This is a genomic window from Streptococcus oralis subsp. dentisani, from assembly GCF_002096685.1.
GTDB classification, from domain to species: Bacteria; Bacillota; Bacilli; order Lactobacillales; family Streptococcaceae; genus Streptococcus; species Streptococcus oralis_AD.
In genome coordinates this window covers 65,323-83,480 of sequence record NZ_NCVA01000036.1, presented here as the reverse complement: position 1 = coordinate 83,480, position 18,158 = coordinate 65,323, and the positions used below count along the sequence as shown (strand labels likewise).

The window sequence follows — 18,158 nt, the reverse complement described above, 5'->3', positions numbered from 1 at the left end:
TATCGCCGTTAATAATGATTGATACGAGCGAAAGCTTGACAAAAAGTGTATAATGAAAGTAAGAAACCAATAGAAAAGGAGTGGTTCTATGAAGAAAACAGTTTATACAAAAGCTGGTCAGGTTGGTCTTATTGAAGTGGAGCATCCGCAAATCATTGAGGCAGATGATGCCATTATTCGGATCGTTCGGACCTGTGTTTGTGGCTCTGATCTGTGGAGCTATCGCAATCCAGATATTGAAACGGGCCATCAGAATAGCGGGCACGAAGCGATTGGTATCGTTGAGGCAATTGGTGATGCAGTGACGACTGTTAAACCTGGCGATTTTGTTATTGCACCTTTCACCCATGGCTGTGGGGAGTGTGATGCCTGTAGCGCTGGCTATGATGGGACTTGTGACCGCCATATTGGCACCAATTGGTCTAATGGGGTGCAAGCGGAGTACATTCGCTTCGAATATGCCAACTGGGCTCTTGTCAAAATTCCTGGTCAGCCCTCTGATTATACAGAAGGCATGCTCAAATCCCTCTTGACACTGGCTGATGTCATGCCGACCGGCTATCATGCTGCGCGTGTTGCTAATGTTCAAAAAGGGGATAAGGTTGTCGTTATCGGTGACGGGGCTGTTGGGCAATGTGCTGTTATCGCAGCTAAAATGCGTGGTGCATCACAAATTGTTCTCATGAGTCGTCACGAAGACCGTCAACAAATGGCTTTGGAGTCAGGAGCGACAGCTGTTGTGGCTGAACGTGGCGAAGAAGGAATTGCCAAGGTTCGAGAAATTCTTGGTGGAGGAGCAGATGCAGCTCTTGAGTGTGTCGGTACTGAGGCAGCGGTTGATCAGGCTCTTGGTGTCCTTCACAATGGTGGTCGTTTGGGCTTTGTTGGAGTTCCTCACTATAGCAATCGAGCTCTTGGTTCAACTTTTGCTCAAAATATTACGGTAGCAGGCGGAGCAGCCTCTGTAACGACTTATAACAAACAGTTCTTACTGAAGGCAGTCCTTGATGGCGATATCAACCCAGGCCGTGTCTTTACTTCAAGTTATAAATTAGAAGAGATTGACCAAGCCTATAAAGATATGGATGAACGTAAGACGATTAAGGCTATGATTGTGATGGAATAAAAAAGAAAATCCTAATGGAGATTTGAGAATTTCTATTAGGATTTTTTGCGTTGGTATATTTGTTGAGTTATGGCAGCGTACTCTCTCTCAAAGTCAGTCTGGTGCCCAGCATGGTTAGGCTAGGGATCTTGCGACCATGGAGAACTTCCTTATTAAGAATATCCATACCGACTCGGCCCATCTCCTCAGTATAGACTGTGATACTAGATAGGGGAGGATAGACCTGCTTGGTCAGGCTAGTATCGTTAAAAGAAATGAGACTAACACGGTCTGGCAAGCTAATTCCAGCTTCTTGAAGGGCACGGAGGGCACCGATGGCTAAACTATCGCTGGCTGCGAAAAATGCTGGAGGGAGCTGATCCCCCAACTTGTGAATAGACTCCTTCATCAAGTCATATCCAGACTGGGCAGTAAAACTACCTTGAAAGACCAGTTTATCATTGTAGATACCTTTTGATAGAGAGTAGTTTTTAAAATGTTCTAGACGTTTATCCTGGATGATTTCTTCTTGGTCGGTTGTTTCTTCAAGGCCGGTGAGAATCCCGATACGATCAAGCCCTTGGCTGAGGAAATGGTCTACAACTTGTTTCACAGCAGTGTAAAAGTCAGTGATAATACAGGTATGTCCAAATGAAAGAGTATCGCTGTCTAAAAAGACCAGGGGTTTTTGGTATTCTTCAAAGGCAGAGATCTGAGCACGGCTAAATTTTCCGATGCAGAGAATGCCAATCACTTCCTCGCTCAGTGTAAAAGGATGGTCATTAAAATAGCGCAAGATGTCATAGTCCAACTCTTGGGCTCTTTTTTCAATACCGAGACGAATCTGGTAGTAGTAGAGGTCGTCCAACTCCCCTTGTTCGCTGACCCATTGGATAATGGCAATCTTTTGCTTGGGTTTGTGGGATTCGCCTGTCTTGAGGTGCTTAGTATAGCCCAGCTCTTCAGCGACAGTTAAAATACGGTGTCTGGTTTCTTCTGTAACAGATAGACTCTGGTCGCGATTGAGGACACGAGATACGGTCGCGATAGAGACAGAGGCTAGCTGTGCAATGTCTTTTAAGGTAGCCATAAATCCTCCTCCTTTTAGGTTAGTATATCATATTTTTCTGCTTTTTACTGATTGTTTAGTAAAAGTTTAGTAAAAAGGATTGACCTTGGCAAATCCCTTGGATACAATAGAAGAAAACGATTACACGTTAAGGTGACTTAACGACAGTCAAAGGAGAATTTATATGACACAACATCTTACTGCTGAAGCCCTTCGCAAAGACTTTCTTGCCGTTTTTGGTCAAGAAGCAGACCAAACTTTCTTCTCACCAGGTCGTATCAATCTGATTGGTGAACACACGGACTACAACGGTGGGCACGTCTTTCCAGCTGCTATTTCCTTGGGAACTTATGGTGCAGCTCGCAAGCGTGACGATCAAGTCTTGCGTTTCTACTCAGCCAACTTTGAGGACAAAGGTATCATCGAAGTGCCTCTTGCTGACCTCAAGTTTGAAAAAGAGCACAGCTGGACCAACTATCCAAAAGGGGTTCTTCATTTCTTGCAAGAAGCTGGACATGTGATTGACAAGGGGTTTGATTTTTATGTTTATGGGAATATCCCAAATGGTGCTGGCTTGTCCTCTTCAGCATCTTTGGAACTCTTGACAGGGGTCGTTGCAGAGCATCTCTTTGATTTAAAACTAGACCGTTTGGATTTGGTTAAAATCGGAAAACAAACAGAAAATAACTTTATCGGAGTCAACTCTGGTATCATGGACCAGTTTGCTATCGGTATGGGTGCTGACCAACGTGCCATTTACCTGGATACCAACACTTTGGAGTACGACTTGGTGCCGCTTGATTTGAAAGACAATGTTGTTGTTATCATGAATACTAATAAACGCCGTGAACTAGCAGACTCTAAGTACAATGAACGTCGTGCTGAGTGTGAAAAAGCCGTGGAAGAATTGCAAGTTGCCTTGGATATTCAGACCTTGGGTGAATTGGATGAGTGGGCCTTTGACCAATACAGCTATCTGATTAAAGATGAAAATCGCTTAAAACGTGCTCGCCATGCTGTGCTTGAAAACCAACGTACTCTTAAAGCTCAAGCAGCACTTCAAGCAGGTGATTTGGAAACATTTGGTCGCTTGATGAATGCGTCACACGTTTCTCTTGAGCATGATTATGAGGTAACTGGCCTAGAATTGGATACTCTTGTTCACACAGCTTGGGCTCAGGAAGGTGTTCTTGGTGCTCGTATGACAGGGGCAGGATTTGGTGGCTGTGCCATTGCCTTGGTGCAAAAAGATGCCGTTGAGGCCTTTAAAGCAGCTGTTGGCAAGTACTACGAGGAAGTCGTTGGATATGCTCCAAGCTTCTATATCGCTGAAGTTGCAGGTGGCACTCGCGTTTTAGACTAGGAGAGAAGTAAATGGACGCTGTAATATTTGATTTAGATGGCTTATTAGCTGATACTGAGATCATTTCTCTAAAAGTTTATCAAGAATTGCTTAAAGATTTTGGAATTCTTTTCACAGAAGAAACATATTCTAGAGAATACAGTGGACATAGGGAAGAGGAGAATGTTCAACGATTTTTAGATACCTATGATTTACCTTGGAACTTTGACCAAACCTTGGAAAAAGTTTATGAACTGGAAGCTTGAATATTAGCTAAAGGTGTAAATTTAAAAAAAGGTGCTAAAAATTTGCTTGCTTTTTTGCAAAGAGAAGGTATTCCAATCGCTTTAGCAACTTCAAGTGTTGAATCTAGAGCTAGAATGATTTTGGATAGTAATGGTATACTGTCCCTATTTGACCATCTAGTTTTTGCAAAAGATGTAAAGCGAAGCAAACCTTACCCTGATATATTTTTAAAGGCCTGTAGTGATTTGAATGTTTTACCAGAGAATTGCTTAGTATTAGAGGATAGTGAAGCAGGGATTGAAGCAGCGTATAGAGCTGGGATACCAGTTATTTGTATTCCAGACTTGAAAATGCCAGCACAGTCTTTCTTAAATAAAACAGAACAAGTTTTTCAGGATTTAGATGCTGTCAGAGACTATTTAGAAAGTAAGAAGGAGAATCAATGAGTCAGGGAGTTCTAGATGCATTTATCACGGAAGTCATTGCTGGAAGTTCATTTGAGGAGATTGATCGAATCTACCTAACCAATCGTGTCTTAGCACGAGTGGGAGAAGGTGTTTTGGAAGTTGAGACGAATCTGGAGGATTTGATTGACCTCAAGGACCAGCTGGTTGAGGAGGCGGTTCGATTAGAGATGATTGAGGACAGTCAGACTGCGCGTGAAATCCTTGGTGCTGAATTGATGGATTTGGTGACCCCTTGTCCAAGTCAGGTTAATCGTGACTTTTGGACAACCTATGCTCACTCTCCTGAGCAGGCGATAGGGGATTTTTACCAGCTCAGCCAGAAAAACGACTACATCAAGCTCAAGGCCATTGCTAAAAATATTGCTTATCGTGTACCATCTGACTACGGAGAACTTGAGATTACCATCAACCTCTCTAAGCCTGAAAAGGATCCAAAGGAGATTGCGGCAGCCAAGTTGGTGCAAGCTAGCAATTATCCCCAGTGTCAGCTTTGTCTAGAGAATGAGGGCTATCATGGTCGGGTCAACCACCCAGCTCGCAGCAACCACCGCATTATCCGTTTTGAAATGGCGGGTCAGGAGTGGGGCTTCCAGTATTCGCCCTATGCTTATTTTAATGAGCACTGTATTTTCTTAGACGGCCAGCATCGTCCCATGGCTATCAGTCGTCAGAGCTTTGAGCGTCTGCTGGCTATTGTAGAGCAGTTTCCTGGCTATTTTGCAGGCTCTAATGCCGACCTGCCAATCGTGGGAGGCTCTATTCTTACTCATGACCACTATCAGGGAGGCCGTCACGTATTTCCTATGGAATTGGCTCCCTTGCAAAAGACTTTCCGATTTACTGGATTTGAGCAGGTCAAGGCTGGGATTGTCAAGTGGCCTATGTCAGTGCTACGTTTGACCTCGGATTCAAAAGAAGATTTGATCAACTTGGCGGATAAGATTTTGCAGGAATGGCGGCAATATTCAGACCCTGAAGTACAGATTTTGGCAGAGACAGACGGGACACCACACCATACCATTACACCCATTGCCCGTAAACGCGATGGACAGTTTGAGTTGGACTTGGTCTTGCGAGACAATCAGACATCGCCAGAGCATCCTGATGGCATCTATCATCCCCACAAGGATGTTCAACATATCAAGAAGGAAAATATCGGCTTGATTGAGGTCATGGGCTTGGCTATCCTGCCACCACGTCTGAAAGCAGAAGTGGAGCAAGTTGCCAGCTATCTTGTAGGCGATGATGAAGCAGTTGCCTCTTATCATCAGGAATGGGCAGACCAGCTCAAAGATCAACATCCAGAGCTAACGGATAAAGAAAAAGCCCTTGAAATCGTCAAGGACTCTGTGGGTGCTATCTTTGCACGTGTTTTGGAGGATGCGGGGGTTTACAAGCAGACGGAACAAGGACAGGCAGCTTTTATGCGCTTTGTAGAACAGGTCGGAATTTTACCAGACTAGGAGCTTTCTCCTTGCACAGTCCTATAAAAAGTAGTATCATAGTGTCGTTTGAACTATCAGGAGGAAACGATGAAAGATTTTCATTTTGACGCTATATCTGCTTTTGAAAATTACGAAATAGAAAAAATGAGAGACGGTCATGTTGTGGTGACGACAAAAGTAGTGGACTCGTCGCTCAATTACTATGGCAATGCCCATGGAGGCTATCTCTTCACCCTTTGTGACCAGATTAGTGGTCTAGTGGTTATCTCGCTGGGGCTTGATGGAGTGACGCTTCATTCCTCTATCAACTACCTCAAGGCTGGAAAACTCGACGACGTGTTGACCATTAAAGGAGAATGTGTCCATCATGGTCGCACAACCTGTGTCGTGGATGTGGATATCACCAATCAAGAAGGCAGAAATGTCTGCAAAGCCACCTTTACCATGTTTGTCACAGGCCAGCGGTCAGCAGAAAGACAGGTAGGGATATAAAGTACTGAGAGTTGACCTGCACTCTAAGGGTTAGATATTTTTTGTCGAACTTTTGGAGTGCAGGTTAGTTTTGATTCTCGCAGATGAACCAACCGCTTCACTAGACCCCAAAAACTCTGAGGAATTACTTTCTATCCTAGAATCATTAAAAAATCCGAATCGAACGATTATTATTGCGACCCACAATCCTCTGATTTGGGAGCAAGTGGACCAAGTCATTCGAGTTACCGATTTATCTCATCGATGATAAGAGAACATTAAGTCAGAAGAAAGGGTCACAAATTCACTTTGTGGCTTTTTTATTTCCGTAAAAATGGTAAAATAGTAGGAGTAGAAATGGAGTTTGAGACATGAAAGTAATCGATCAATTTAAAAATAAGAAAGTCCTTGTTTTAGGTTTGGCTAAGTCTGGTGAGTCTGCGGCCCGTTTGTTGGACAAGCTGGGAGCTATTGTGACAGTAAATGACGGCAAGCCTTTTGAGGAAAATCCTGCTGCACAAAGTTTGCTAGAAGAGGGAATCAAGGTTGTCACTGGTGGGCATCCTTTGGAGCTCTTGGATGAAGAGTTTGCTCTGATGGTGAAAAATCCAGGGATTCCTTATAGCAATCCCATGATTGAAAAGGCTTTGGCAAAGGGGATTCCAGTCTTGACTGAGGTGGAGTTGGCTTACTTGATCTCAGAAGCGCCGATTATCGGTATCACTGGTTCAAATGGGAAAACAACCACAACGACGATGATTGGGGAAGTTTTAACTGCTGCCGGTCAACATGGTCTCTTATCAGGGAATATCGGCTATCCTGCAAGTCAAGTGGCTCAAACTGCGACAGTCAAGGACACGCTTGTCATGGAACTTTCTTCTTTCCAACTGATGGGTGTTCAAGAATTCCATCCTGAGATTGCGGTCATTACCAACCTTATGCCCACTCATATCGACTACCATGGTTCTTTTGAGGAATATGTAGCAGCTAAGTGGAATATCCAGAACAAGATGACAGCAGCTGATTTTCTTGTTTTGAACTTTAACCAAGATTTGGCAAAAGAATTGGCTACTAAAACACAAGCCACTGTTGTTCCATTTTCAACACTTGAAAAGGTTGATGGAGCTTATCTGGAAGATGGTCAACTCTACTTCCGTGGGGAAGTGGTCATGGCAGCTAGTGAAATCGGTGTTCCAGGTAGCCACAATGTAGAAAATGCCCTTGCTACTATTGCTGTAGCCAAGCTTCGTGGTGTGGACAATCAAACCATCAAAGAAGTCTTGTCAGCTTTTGGTGGTGTGAAACACCGTCTCCAATTTGTGGATGAAATTCAGGGTGTCAAATTCTATAATGATAGCAAGTCAACTAATATCTTGGCAACTCAAAAAGCCTTGTCAGGATTTGACAATAGTAAGGTTATCTTGATTGCAGGTGGTTTGGACCGTGGAAATGAATTTGACGAGCTGGTGCCAGATATCACTGGCCTCAAGAAGATGGTCATCCTCGGTCAGTCTGCAGAACGTGTCAAACGGGCAGCAGATAAGGCTGGTGTGGCTTATGTAGATGCGATAGATATTGCAGATGCGACCCGCAAGGCCTATGAGCTTGCGACTCAAGGAGACGTGGTTCTCCTCAGTCCTGCCAATGCTAGCTGGGATATGTATGCTAACTTTGAAGTACGTGGCGACCTCTTTATCGACACAGTAGCGGAGTTAAAGGAATAATATGAAAAAAATTGTCTTTACAGGTGGGGGGACGGTTGGACATGTCACTCTCAACCTTTTGTTAATGCCTAAGTTCATCGAAGACGGCTGGGAAGTTCATTATATCGGGGATAAACACGGAATCGAACACCAAGAAATTCTCAAGTCAGGCTTGAATGTGACCTTCCACTCCATTGCGACTGGGAAGTTGCGTCGCTATTTCTCTTGGCAAAATATGCTGGACGTGTTTAAAGTTGGTTGGGGAATTGTCCAATCCCTCTTTATCATGTTACGACTGCGTCCACAGGCTCTTTTTTCTAAGGGAGGATTTGTCTCTGTACCGCCGGTTATAGCAGCGCGAGTGTCAGGAGTGCCTGTCTTTATTCACGAATCGGACCTGTCTATGGGCTTGGCCAATAAAATTGCCTATAAATTTGCGACTAAGATGTATTCAACCTTTGAGCAGGCTGCTGGTCTCGTAAAGGTCGAGCATGTGGGGGCTGTGACCAAGGTCTCAGACCAAAAAATTCCTGAACCAGATGAATTGGTGGATATCCAAACCCACTTTGATCCTAAATTGCCAACTGTATTGTTTGTCGGTGGTTCTGCAGGAGCTCGTGTCTTTAACCAATTGGTGACTGATCATAAGCAAGAACTGACAGAACGCTACAATATTATCAATCTCACTGGAGATTCAAGCCTCAATGAGTTGAGTCAAAATCTCTTTCGTGTTGACTATGTGACGGATCTCTATCAACCCTTGATGGAGATGGCAGATGTGGTGGTAACGCGTGGTGGTGCCAATACGATTTTTGAGCTCTTGGCCATGGCGAAACTCCATCTTATCGTACCATTGGGTCGTGAAGCAAGTCGAGGAGATCAGATTGAAAATGCAGCCTACTTTGTTAAGAAAGGCTACGCAGAAGAACTTCAAGAAAGTGACCTGACCTTGGAAAGCTTGGAGGAGAAACTTTGTCACTTGCTTAGTCACAAGGACCAATACCAAGCTAGCATGAAAGCTTCGACTGAATTGAAATCTCTTGAGGATTTTTACGATCTACTAAGAAAAGACCTAGCATAAGGAAAACCAATGTCAAAGGATAAGAAAAAAGAATCAAACCAGAAGCAAGAATTGTCTGAATGGCAGAAACGAAACCAGGAATACCTTAAGAAGAAGGCTGAGGAAGAAGCTGCCCTAGCTGAAGAGAAGGAAAAGGAAAAACAAGCTCGAAAGGAAGCTAGCTCGAAACTACTAGAAGAAGTCAAAAAATCATCGAGTGAGTCAGACGAGGAAGCTACAAGTCCAAGCAAGGAACCATCCGAAAAAGAAGAAAAATCTCAAAAGGATAACCCTAAAGTCAAAGAAGAAAAAGAAAAGAAGAAAAAAGAAAAACCAGAAAAACCTGCCAAGCCTAAAATTGCTCCTATTCATATTTGGCGGGCAGTTAGTATCTTGGTGCCGAGTGTTCTGGTTCTCCTCCTTTCTATCTATCTCTTGACCCCTCTTTCGACTATCAAGCATATCGAGGTTAAGGGAAATGTCCAGACCCAAGCGGATGACATTAAACAGATTTCTGGGATTCAGGATAGTAATTATACTTTAGCTCTATTGTTGGATAAGAAAACATACGCTGAGCGAATCAAGTCCAACCATTGGATAGAATCAGCGAAGATTAACTATCAATTTCCGACTAACTTTACGATTGAGGTTAAGGAGTTTGATATTGTCGGTTATTATGTGTCTGGTGAAGAGTATTATCCAATTCTTTCTAGTGGTGCGGTTGAGTCAACTCCTGTAAATCGCTTAAACTTGCCTGAGACTTATCTGACAGTTACCTTTAATGACGAGCAGCAGGTGAAAGAACTGATTACAGGATTGTCTACCATCAGTGAGGATATCAAGAGTCAAATCCAGAAAATCGAATTAGCGCCAAGCAAGGCAACAGCAGATCTTTTAAAAATTACTATGCTGGACACAGATGAGATTTTGGTTCCCTTGTCAGAATTGAGTAAGAAATTGCCTTATTACAGCAAAATCAAGCCACAATTGACAGAACCGAGTGTAGTCGATATGGAAGCTGGAGTATACAGCTATACGATAGCGGATAAACTGATAGAAGAGGCTGAGGAAAAAGCCAAACAAGAGGCCAAGGAAGCTGAGAAGAAAAAACAGGAAGAAGAAAAGAAAAAACAAGAAGAACAGGGAAGTCAAACGAGCCAGCAATTACAGAGTCGGTAGACTAACTTTTTCTCTTGATTTTTGAATGGTATAGAAGTCCAGTTTCAAGTTTTTGCTTGACAAGTCCTACTATAAATAATAGAATAGAAAAAAACCTTTAAAGCAGTCCAGAGAGGCAGCTAAGGTTAGACGGTGAAAGGGTGGAGACTACCCATTTTTCGTGGAACCTTACTGTTGGCAGGTTCCTTTTTTCGTGGTTTGTTTTTGACCATACTCTCTTGCTCGCAAAGGTAAAAGGAGAAAAGTATGCGTGAACATCGTCCAGTTATTGCTCTTGATTTTCCTAGTTTTGAGGCAGTCAAGGAATTTTTATCTCTTTTCCCAGCAGAAGAAAGTCTTTATCTAAAAGTGGGAATGGAGCTTTATTATGCGGAGGGTCCGGAAGTTGTCCGCTATTTTAAATCATTGGGACATAGTGTCTTTCTGGATCTCAAGCTACATGACATTCCAAATACAGTCAAATCTGCCATGAAGGTCTTATCTCAGCTTGGTGTAGAAATGACCAATGTTCATGCTGCTGGTGGTGTAGAGATGATGAAGGCTGCGCGTGAAGGTCTGGGGACACAAGCCAAATTGATCGCTGTGACCCAGCTTACATCAACGTCGGAAAGCCAGATGCAGGATTTTCAAAATATCCAAACCAGCCTGCAAGAGTCTGTGATTCACTATGCCAAGAAGACAGCTGAAGCGGGCTTGGATGGTGTCGTTTGCTCAGCTCAGGAAGTCAAGCTTATCAAAGAAGCAACAAGCAAAGATTTTATCTGTTTGACACCGGGAATTCGTCCAGCGGGAGCTGCGGTAGGAGACCAAAAACGTGTCATGACGCCAGCGGACGCCTATCAAATCGGTAGTGACTATATCGTAGTGGGACGTCCTATTACCCAAGCTGAGGATCCTGTTGTAGCTTATCATGCTATCAAGGATGAATGGAACCAAGACAGAAATTAAAGAAATAGATTATAAAAATAAAAGGAGAATACCATGACACTTGCTAAAGATATCGCTAGCCACCTCTTGAAAATCCAAGCCGTTTACCTCAAACCAGAGGAGCCTTTCACTTGGGCATCTGGTATCAAGTCACCGATTTACACTGATAATCGTGTGACATTAGCCTATCCAGAAACTCGTACCCTAATTGAAAATGGCTTTGTGGAAGCTATCAAAGAAACTTTTCCTGAGGTAGAAGTGATTGCAGGAACTGCGACAGCAGGGATTCCACACGGAGCTATCATTGCTGATAAGATGAACTTGCCTTTTGCCTACATCCGTAGCAAACCAAAAGACCACGGAGCTGGTAATCAAATTGAAGGCCGTGTAGCTCAAGGGCAAAAAATGGTAGTGGTTGAAGACCTTATTTCAACAGGTGGTTCTGTTCTTGAAGCAGTAGCGGCCGCTAAACGAGAAGGAGCAGATGTGCTTGGAGTTGTAGCGATTTTCAGTTATCAATTGCCAAAAGCAGATAAGAACTTCTCAGATGCAGGTGTCAAACTTGTGACGCTTTCGAACTACAGTGAACTCATTCACCTAGCCCAAGAAGAAGGATATATCACACCAGAAGGACTCGACCTTCTAAAACGCTTTAAAGAAGACCAAGAAAATTGGCAAAACGCTTAAAACATAGAAAATCAGGTAGTCGATAGGATTACCTGATTTTGTTTTTAATACTAAAGTTGAGCGATAACTTCCTCAGTTGTCAAAACTTGGTTGGCAATGTAGCCATAGTTTGTCAGGGCAGCTTGGTAGGCTTCTTCACCTGGAGCACCGACAGCATCGTTAACAACAATGACATTGTAGCCTAATTCTATGAGTTCACGCATATGTGAATCCACGCAGAGATTAGCATTCATACCAGCCAAGATGACGGTGTCGATACCATTTTTGCGGAGTTGAAGGTTAAGGTCGTTGCTTTCTGGGCCAAAGATTTTATGTCCGTTGACAACAATAGTATCTTCATCCAAAAATGGTTTAATCTCTTCAATCATATCTGCTCCAGAGCCTTCTGGAATTGCTGAATACTGGCTATCACGCCAAAACATTTCGTTTTCAATCATCATCGTTTCACCAGCAGCTTTAAATTGCCACTTGTGATCGTGTGGATAGAAGTAGTGCGGTGAGATAAAACGCTTGTAGCCACGCTCTTGAGCAAGAGCGAAAAGCTTTGTCAGATTTTCAATAGTATTAACTTTTTCAAGAACGTCTTTAGTTGCTCCGAATCCTTTACCAGTATGTTTTAGGAATTCAACTTGTGGGTCTGTGATAACAAATGCGACATTTTTCTGATTGAACATGAGGTTCCTCCTAATATGATTTGATTAACAGCCAATAGGAATTTAGACTGTTAGTTTGATGATTTTCCAAATGGTAGTTTTAGTTATATACTGACCATTCGGTACAATTATAATAACATCTAAAATTGAATTTGTAAATTAATTTGCTCAGAACAAAAATTTTAATGATAAAACAGTGGCAAAAGGAGGTGGTTTCAATTGTTTGGTTTCAGGCTCTGAATCTGCTATAATAGGAAAAAGAGAGGTGAGCAGATGAGTGTTAAAGAGCGTATTTTACAAAGTGCTGAGAAATTGATTTATCAGAAGGGTTATGTGGCCACCTCCATCAGTGACATCATGGAGGCAGCTGATGTTGGCAAGGGGCAGCTTTATTATTATTTCAAATCTAAGAAGGAAATTGGTTTGACGGTCATTCAAGATATTTTAGCAAATTGGCGAAAAGAGCTTTTTGAAGATATTTTTGAAGCAGACAAGTCTGACAGTGACAAGTTTTCGGATATGATTGACTGGGTTTGTCAATTTCATGAAAGTCAGACGGTCTTTTATGGTTGCCCAATTGGTAATCTGATTGTGGAATTGTCCACAGAAGATGAGAACTTCCGCTTTCCTCTCAATGATTTTATGACCCAGTGGACAGAGAAGTTAGCCAGCCTCTTGCAAGACCTGCATGCTGACTGGTCAGAAGAGCGGGCGCAGTTGCAGGCCCGTCAAGTCATCTCCAGTATTCAAGGAAGCATTGTCATTCTCAAAGTCAGCCAAGACATCCAAGTTTTGGAAAATAATATGACGGATTTGAAAAAGAATTATTGTTAATTTTTAGCCGAAGAATTAAAAGTATGTTAATTTATGGATTGTGGTTAAGAGGTAAGAATGACAACAGATATTAAAACTGAAATTGGTCATAGAGTAAGACAGGAACATGAACGTCACAAATTGACGAGAGAAGAGGTCTGTGGACAGAAGCTGACTTAATAATCAAACAGCTGATGCGTACTGAGCTTGGGCAATCCTTGCCAACAATTACTAAGTTACAATATTTATCTAAGCGATTAGAAGTTCCGATAGATACTTTTCTTGAAAATAAAGAACTAGCTCTTCCTGAGGAAGAGTTGCTGAGTCTAGACTTGATTGAAAGAATATTAGACTTGATAAGGACAGGGACAGGTAGTTTCGCTGAAGATATTTTTGATGATTATTTTAAGCAAGTAACACTAAAGCAAGTTTACACATTCAATGATTTACTATTAATTGATTATTTTGCTATGCAATGTCAAGACTTGATTTATAGAAGAGAGCATTAGATGATTTTCGGATTAAGTTGTTGAAACAGCAATTAGTTAGTGATGAAATGTATAATGTAGAGCTACTATCAGTTCTTTGTGCCATAGCGGGTGTTTATGTTGTTCATAGTGACTATAAGCATATGATATCTCTAGTAAAAAAGATGAATGAAATTTTATCAGTAACAATGTTGCAAGTCTATAAATCTGGAATTTCAGTATTTGAAGCTAAGTGCTATCTTTATTTTGAAAATGATAAAAATAAAGCAAAGGAACTTTATCACTCAGCAACTATACTAGCTGAACAATTTGATGATAAAGTATTAGAAAATGAAAAGATTATTTGAATTTCCATAACTTAAGAAAGTTCATCATTTTTAATTATCTCTGTAAAATGATTGAAAGCATGAAATTTCCAAACAAAATATTTGAAAAATTTTGAAAAAAGAGTTAGAATATTTTTTGTAATATACAAAGTAAACGCTTACTTATCAAGGAGGACATTTTATGTCATACAAAACAAGCAATGCAGAAGGTCATGTAGATTTCATCAATACCTATGATTTGGAGCCAATGGCGCAACAAGTTATTCCTAAAGCAGCATTTGGCTATATCGCTAGTGGGGCGGAGGATACTTTCACTTTGCGTGAGAATATTCGTGCCTTTAACCACAAACTCATCGTTCCTCATACACTTTGCAATGTAGAAAATCCAAGTACAGAGATTGAATTTGCAGGCGAAAAATTGTCTTCACCAATCATTATGGCGCCTGTTGCGGCTCATAAATTGGCAAATGAACAGGGTGAAGTGGCGACTGCGCGTGGTGTGCATGAGTTTGGTTCTCTCTATACAACCAGCTCTTACTCTACTGTCGACCTTCCAGAAATTACGGAAGCCCTTCAAGGGACACCTCATTGGTTCCAGTTTTACTTTAGTAAAGATGATGGTATCAATCGCCACATCATGGACCGTGTGAAGGCTGAAGGTTATAAAGCGATTGTCTTGACGGCTGATGCTACGGTAGGGGGCAATCGTGAGGTCGATAAGCGTAATGGTTTTGTCTTCCCAGTTGGCATGCCGATTGTTGAAGAATACCTGCCAGAAGGTGCTGGTAAATCAATGGACTTTGTTTACAAATCAGCTAAACAGCGCCTATCTCCACGAGATGTAGAATTTATCGCTGAATACTCAGGACTTCCTGTTTATGTCAAGGGGCCACAATGCCGTGAGGACGTTGAACGTTCGCTTGCTGCTGGAGCTTCTGGTATCTGGGTAACCAACCATGGTGGCCGTCAAATCGACGGTGGGCCAGCTGCCTTTGACTCACTTCAAGAAGTAGCAGAAGCAGTTGACAAACGCGTACCAATTGTCTTTGACTCTGGTATTCGTCGTGGCCAACACGTCTTTAAAGCCTTGGCTTCAGGAGCAGACTTGGTAGCTATTGGCCGCCCGGTTATCTATGGCTTGGCTCTCGGCGGTAGTGTTGGTGTGCGTCAAGTCTTTGAACACTTGAATGCAGAATTGAAGACAGTTATGCAGTTATCTGGAACTCAGACTATTGAAGATGTCAAACACTTCAAACTCCGTCACAACCCATACAATCCAACCTTCCCAGTTGACCCTCGTGACTTAAAATTGTATTGATAAAATAGCTTGCCTCCACTTGATGTGGAGGTTTTTCTTCGTCTATAGGAAGAATAAATCACCATTGAAATCTATATAAATATATTTTTCAGTCAAATATCTTGCTAGGGCTTTCATTTTTTGCTATACTGGTGCAGTAATTAAATAATAAAGACATTTGGGGTGCTTTAGGCTGAGATGATACCCATTGAACCTGATACAGTTAAGACTGGCGAAGGGAAATGTGAAACGTTTTTTCGTATGGCGAAATGAACGATCTAATCTTGTAAGCTAAACTCTAATTCTTGATTGTAATTGGAGTTTTTTTGTTTATATAAACTGGATGAAGGTGATACAAAGCATTTAGGTAGCTTTTCTTGAACGCCCTTGATTTTCTTTAAAAAGGTCAAGTAAAACTAGGATTTTCTTGATGTTTTGTTGATTACGAACGAGTAAAGAGAGGAAAAGTAAATATGGAAAGACAAGACTATGCATTTCAGCCAGGTTTGACTGTTGGAGAATTATTAAAAAGCAGTCAGAAGGATTGGCAGGCTGCAATCAATCATCGTTTTGTTAAGGAACTTTTTGCGGGGACAATTGAGAATAAGGTCTTAAAAGACTACCTAATTCAAGATTATCACTTCTTTGATGCCTTCTTATCCATGCTGGGTGCTTGCGTAGCCCACGCAGACCAGCTTGAATCCAAGCTTCGTTTTGCCAAGCAACTAGGCTTTCTTGAAGCAGATGAAGACGGTTATTTCCAAAAAGCTTTCAAAGATTTAAAAGTATCTGAGAATGATTATCTGGAAGTGACCTTGCATCCTGTAACAAAAGTCTTTCAGGAGCTTATGTATTCTGCTGTATCATCATCAGACTATGCCCATCTTTTAGTCATGCTGGTCATTGGAGAAGGTCTCTATTTAGACTGGGGTTCTAAAGATTTGGCTCTACCTGAAGCCTATATTCATTCGGAATGGATTAATCTCCACAGAGGTCCTTTCTTTGCAGAGTGGGTTCAATTTCTGGTTGACGAACTCAATCGTGTCGGAAAAGGTCGAGAAGATTTGACAGAACTTAAGCAACGCTGGAACCAAGCAGTCGCTTTAGAATTAGCCTTTTTTGATATTGGTTATGATGCTTAGGGAAAGTTCAGGATACTGACAAATTTGATGAGGTAAATCATTCAATGTAACTGAAAAATTTCTTAACGAAAGATAGAGATAAATCGAAATCAGTAGATCGTATAAAGTGAAAAGGAAGGATTTCAATATGACAAGTTTAAAATTATTAAAAGAAAAAGCACCATTAGTAATCTGTATCACCAATGATGTTGTAAAAAACTTTACAGCAAATGGATTAGTAGCACTGGGTGCCTCACCAGCTATGAGCGAGTACCCAGCAGACTTAGAAGATCTATTAAAATATGCTGGAGGATTATTGATTAACATTGGGACTTTAACGGATAATAATTGGAAGCTGTACCAAGAGGCACTAAAAATTGCTGAAAAATATAATGTTCCTGCAGTTTTAGATCCTGTAGCCTGTGGAGCAGGAGAATATAGAAAAAAAGTAGCAGATGATCTAATCAATAATTACAAACTGGCAGCGATTAGGGGAAATGCTGGCGAGATTGCCTCTTTAGTAGGAATAAATGTGGCATCTAAAGGAGTAGATAGTGCAGGCGTAGATAATATTGATGAAATTGCTCTAGCAGCAAATAAAAAGTTCAATATTCCAATAGTAGTAACAGGTGAAGTGGATGCCATTGCGGTTAATGGAGAAGTTGTAACGATTCATAATGGTAGTGCCATGATGCCAAAAGTTATTGGGACAGGATGCTTATTAGGTGCTGTAGTAGCAAGCTTTATCGGACTTGAAAAAGGTCAAGAATTGAAATCATTAGAAACAGCAATGTTGGTTTACAATATCGCTGGAGAAATGGCAGAAAAACGTCCAAATGGGCATCTTCCTGGAACATTTAAAGTTGAATTTATAAATGCCTTATACGAGATTACAGACGAAGATGTAAAGGAATTCAAAAGAGTGAAGTAAGATGTTTCATAAAGAATTACTAAAACTATATTTTATTTGTGGAACGACTACTTGCCAAGGAAAAGATATATATAGAGTCGTTGAGGAAGCCTTAAAAGGTGGTATAACCTTATTTCAATTCCGTGAAAAAGGTGAGGGAGCCTTAGAAGGTAAAGAAAAAGTCGAATTAGCAATTAAACTACAGGATCTTTGTAAAAAATACAATGTTCCGTTTATTGTTAATGATGATATTGATTTGGCAATGGAAATTGATGCTGATGGTGTACATGTAGGACAGGATGATCTTGGTGTTGATGAAATTAGAAAATTGATGCCAGATAAAATAATTGGTCTTTCTATAAAAAACGAGGAAGAATTTCAACAATCAAAAGTTGAATATGTAGATTATGTTGGTGTTGGTCCTGTATTTGATACCCAGTCAAAAGATGATGCTGGTGGTGCTATAGGTTATGAAGGTCTTAAATTGATGAGAAAACTATTGCCACAAATTCCCTTAGTTGCAATTGGTGGGATACAGACGCAACATATTAAAGATATTATGAAGACCAATGTTGACGGCGTTTCAATCATTTCAGCAATATCGTATGCAAAAAATATAGAAAAAACTGTTCGGGAAATGAGTGAACAATAGGCATCAATTTTTCCTTGGATTCTGAGGGAGTAGGATTTTCTTTTTTCTAAAAAGATATGTCCAGATTCAGTTCAAATAGCTAATCCATCAAATAAGTCATTTATTTTTTGCAAAAGAAAGATCTGCTGTCTTTTTGAGTACAAGGCTGTATTTCCAGTTCAATTCCTTGAACTAGAATAAATCGTCTGTTAAAATAA

18 protein-coding genes, 2 pseudogenes and 1 riboswitch are annotated in these 18,158 nt (G+C 41.2%); of the genes and pseudogenes, 18 read left to right on the top strand and 2 right to left on the bottom strand.

The features are described 5' to 3' along the window. The first annotated feature begins 88 nt into the window (after positions 1 to 88). Positions 89 to 1,126, top strand: a complete 1,038-nt coding sequence (locus B7705_RS01565; RefSeq protein WP_084947152.1) for a zinc-binding dehydrogenase — start codon at positions 89 to 91, stop codon at positions 1,124 to 1,126. Positions 1,127 to 1,193: 67 nt separating this feature from the next. Here the strand turns inward: B7705_RS01565 and galR are convergent, their stop codons facing one another. Beyond that, complete coding sequence (gene galR / locus B7705_RS01560) at positions 1,194 to 2,195, bottom strand: DNA-binding transcriptional regulator GalR (RefSeq protein WP_084947150.1); 1,002 nt, start codon at positions 2,193 to 2,195, stop codon at positions 1,194 to 1,196. 163 nt (positions 2,196 to 2,358) lie between these two features. Here galR and B7705_RS01555 point away from each other — a divergent pair, with 163 nt between their 5' ends. From B7705_RS01555 to pyrE, 10 genes and pseudogenes are all read left to right on the top strand, one after another. Beyond that, positions 2,359 to 3,537 carry a galactokinase gene (locus B7705_RS01555; protein ID WP_084947147.1) on the top strand — a complete coding sequence of 393 codons (1,179 nt, stop codon included), beginning with the start codon at positions 2,359 to 2,361 and terminating at the stop codon, positions 3,535 to 3,537. 11 nt (positions 3,538 to 3,548) lie between these two features. Next, positions 3,549 to 4,208, top strand: a pseudogene (locus B7705_RS01550) (HAD family hydrolase). Beyond that, positions 4,205 to 5,692 (top strand): UDP-glucose--hexose-1-phosphate uridylyltransferase, encoded by a 1,488-nt coding sequence (locus B7705_RS01545; protein ID WP_084947145.1) that lies wholly within the window; start codon positions 4,205 to 4,207, stop codon positions 5,690 to 5,692. The pseudogene B7705_RS01550 and the gene B7705_RS01545 overlap by 4 nt, the downstream one beginning before the upstream one ends. A gap of 69 nt (positions 5,693 to 5,761) precedes the next feature. Then, a complete protein-coding gene (locus B7705_RS01540; RefSeq protein ID WP_084947142.1) occupies positions 5,762 to 6,166 on the top strand; it encodes a PaaI family thioesterase in 405 nt (134 codons plus the stop codon). A 70-nt stretch (positions 6,167 to 6,236) separates the two neighbouring features. Next, a pseudogene (locus B7705_RS01535) lies at positions 6,237 to 6,413 on the top strand (AAA family ATPase); the annotation flags it as partial. A 103-nt stretch (positions 6,414 to 6,516) separates the two neighbouring features. Then, a complete protein-coding gene (gene murD, locus B7705_RS01530; protein ID WP_084947140.1) occupies positions 6,517 to 7,869 on the top strand; it encodes a UDP-N-acetylmuramoyl-L-alanine--D-glutamate ligase in 1,353 nt (450 codons plus the stop codon). Position 7,870: 1 nt separating this feature from the next. Next, the gene (locus B7705_RS01525; RefSeq protein WP_084947137.1) at positions 7,871 to 8,929 is read left to right on the top strand and encodes a UDP-N-acetylglucosamine--N-acetylmuramyl-(pentapeptide) pyrophosphoryl-undecaprenol N-acetylglucosamine transferase; all 1,059 of its coding nucleotides are present in this window, start codon (positions 7,871 to 7,873) and stop codon (positions 8,927 to 8,929) included. 9 nt (positions 8,930 to 8,938) lie between these two features. Continuing rightward, complete coding sequence (locus B7705_RS01520; protein ID WP_084947135.1) at positions 8,939 to 10,087, top strand: cell division protein FtsQ/DivIB; 1,149 nt, start codon at positions 8,939 to 8,941, stop codon at positions 10,085 to 10,087. 246 nt (positions 10,088 to 10,333) lie between these two features. Further along, complete coding sequence (pyrF, locus tag B7705_RS01515) at positions 10,334 to 11,035, top strand: orotidine-5'-phosphate decarboxylase (RefSeq protein WP_084947132.1); 702 nt, start codon at positions 10,334 to 10,336, stop codon at positions 11,033 to 11,035. 33 nt (positions 11,036 to 11,068) lie between these two features. After that, positions 11,069 to 11,701, top strand: a complete 633-nt coding sequence (gene pyrE, locus B7705_RS01510) for an orotate phosphoribosyltransferase (protein ID WP_061588325.1) — start codon at positions 11,069 to 11,071, stop codon at positions 11,699 to 11,701. Between the two features lie 50 nt (positions 11,702 to 11,751). Here the strand turns inward: pyrE and B7705_RS01505 are convergent, their stop codons facing one another. Further along, positions 11,752 to 12,375 (bottom strand): cysteine hydrolase family protein, encoded by a 624-nt coding sequence (locus B7705_RS01505; RefSeq protein ID WP_033605931.1) that lies wholly within the window; start codon positions 12,373 to 12,375, stop codon positions 11,752 to 11,754. Positions 12,376 to 12,627: 252 nt separating this feature from the next. Here B7705_RS01505 and B7705_RS01500 point away from each other — a divergent pair, with 252 nt between their 5' ends. The 7 genes from B7705_RS01500 to thiE all read left to right on the top strand — a co-directional run bounded on the left by B7705_RS01500 (position 12,628) and on the right by thiE (position 17,961). Next, the gene (locus B7705_RS01500; protein WP_033605930.1) at positions 12,628 to 13,188 is read left to right on the top strand and encodes a TetR/AcrR family transcriptional regulator; all 561 of its coding nucleotides are present in this window, start codon (positions 12,628 to 12,630) and stop codon (positions 13,186 to 13,188) included. Positions 13,189 to 13,361: 173 nt separating this feature from the next. After that, positions 13,362 to 13,676 (top strand): hypothetical protein, encoded by a 315-nt coding sequence (locus B7705_RS10070; RefSeq protein ID WP_002880183.1) that lies wholly within the window; start codon positions 13,362 to 13,364, stop codon positions 13,674 to 13,676. A gap of 20 nt (positions 13,677 to 13,696) precedes the next feature. Continuing rightward, positions 13,697 to 14,002 carry a hypothetical protein gene (locus tag B7705_RS10065; protein ID WP_162838149.1) on the top strand — a complete coding sequence of 102 codons (306 nt, stop codon included), beginning with the start codon at positions 13,697 to 13,699 and terminating at the stop codon, positions 14,000 to 14,002. Between the two features lie 160 nt (positions 14,003 to 14,162). Next, positions 14,163 to 15,299 carry an L-lactate oxidase gene (lctO, locus tag B7705_RS01485; protein ID WP_000120723.1) on the top strand — a complete coding sequence of 379 codons (1,137 nt, stop codon included), beginning with the start codon at positions 14,163 to 14,165 and terminating at the stop codon, positions 15,297 to 15,299. 148 nt (positions 15,300 to 15,447) lie between these two features. Further along, a riboswitch (TPP riboswitch) is annotated at positions 15,448 to 15,536 on the top strand. 215 nt (positions 15,537 to 15,751) lie between these two features. Next, complete coding sequence (locus B7705_RS01480; protein ID WP_084947130.1) at positions 15,752 to 16,420, top strand: TenA family protein; 669 nt, start codon at positions 15,752 to 15,754, stop codon at positions 16,418 to 16,420. Between the two features lie 127 nt (positions 16,421 to 16,547). Further along, positions 16,548 to 17,330: a hydroxyethylthiazole kinase gene (thiM, locus tag B7705_RS01475; RefSeq protein ID WP_033605927.1), complete on the top strand. Its 783-nt coding sequence runs from the start codon at positions 16,548 to 16,550 to the stop codon at positions 17,328 to 17,330. Between the two features lies 1 nt (position 17,331). Then, positions 17,332 to 17,961: a thiamine phosphate synthase gene (gene thiE / locus B7705_RS01470; RefSeq protein ID WP_033605926.1), complete on the top strand. Its 630-nt coding sequence runs from the start codon at positions 17,332 to 17,334 to the stop codon at positions 17,959 to 17,961. Positions 17,962 to 18,158: the final 197 nt, after the last annotated feature.

Bases quoted from the DNA above. Each gene is read 5' to 3' on its own strand.
- B7705_RS01525 (WP_084947137.1), top strand. From the start codon at position 7,871: ATGAAAAAAATTGTCTTTACAGGTGGGGGGACGGTTGGACATGTCACT.
- B7705_RS01540 (WP_084947142.1), top strand. From the start codon at position 5,762: ATGAAAGATTTTCATTTTGACGCTATATCTGCTTTTGAAAATTACGAA.
- galR (WP_084947150.1), bottom strand. From the start codon at position 2,195: ATGGCTACCTTAAAAGACATTGCACAGCTAGCCTCTGTCTCTATCGCG.
- thiM (WP_033605927.1), top strand. From the start codon at position 16,548: ATGACAAGTTTAAAATTATTAAAAGAAAAAGCACCATTAGTAATCTGT.
- B7705_RS01520 (WP_084947135.1), top strand. From the start codon at position 8,939: ATGTCAAAGGATAAGAAAAAAGAATCAAACCAGAAGCAAGAATTGTCT.
- B7705_RS10070 (WP_002880183.1), top strand. From the start codon at position 13,362: ATGCGTACTGAGCTTGGGCAATCCTTGCCAACAATTACTAAGTTACAA.
- B7705_RS01565 (WP_084947152.1), top strand. From the start codon at position 89: ATGAAGAAAACAGTTTATACAAAAGCTGGTCAGGTTGGTCTTATTGAA.
- B7705_RS01480 (WP_084947130.1), top strand. From the start codon at position 15,752: ATGGAAAGACAAGACTATGCATTTCAGCCAGGTTTGACTGTTGGAGAA.
- B7705_RS01545 (WP_084947145.1), top strand. From the start codon at position 4,205: ATGAGTCAGGGAGTTCTAGATGCATTTATCACGGAAGTCATTGCTGGA.
- murD (WP_084947140.1), top strand. From the start codon at position 6,517: ATGAAAGTAATCGATCAATTTAAAAATAAGAAAGTCCTTGTTTTAGGT.
- pyrF (WP_084947132.1), top strand. From the start codon at position 10,334: ATGCGTGAACATCGTCCAGTTATTGCTCTTGATTTTCCTAGTTTTGAG.
- B7705_RS01500 (WP_033605930.1), top strand. From the start codon at position 12,628: ATGAGTGTTAAAGAGCGTATTTTACAAAGTGCTGAGAAATTGATTTAT.
- pyrE (WP_061588325.1), top strand. From the start codon at position 11,069: ATGACACTTGCTAAAGATATCGCTAGCCACCTCTTGAAAATCCAAGCC.
- lctO (WP_000120723.1), top strand. From the start codon at position 14,163: ATGTCATACAAAACAAGCAATGCAGAAGGTCATGTAGATTTCATCAAT.
- thiE (WP_033605926.1), top strand. From the start codon at position 17,332: ATGTTTCATAAAGAATTACTAAAACTATATTTTATTTGTGGAACGACT.
- B7705_RS01505 (WP_033605931.1), bottom strand. From the start codon at position 12,375: ATGTTCAATCAGAAAAATGTCGCATTTGTTATCACAGACCCACAAGTT.
- B7705_RS01555 (WP_084947147.1), top strand. From the start codon at position 2,359: ATGACACAACATCTTACTGCTGAAGCCCTTCGCAAAGACTTTCTTGCC.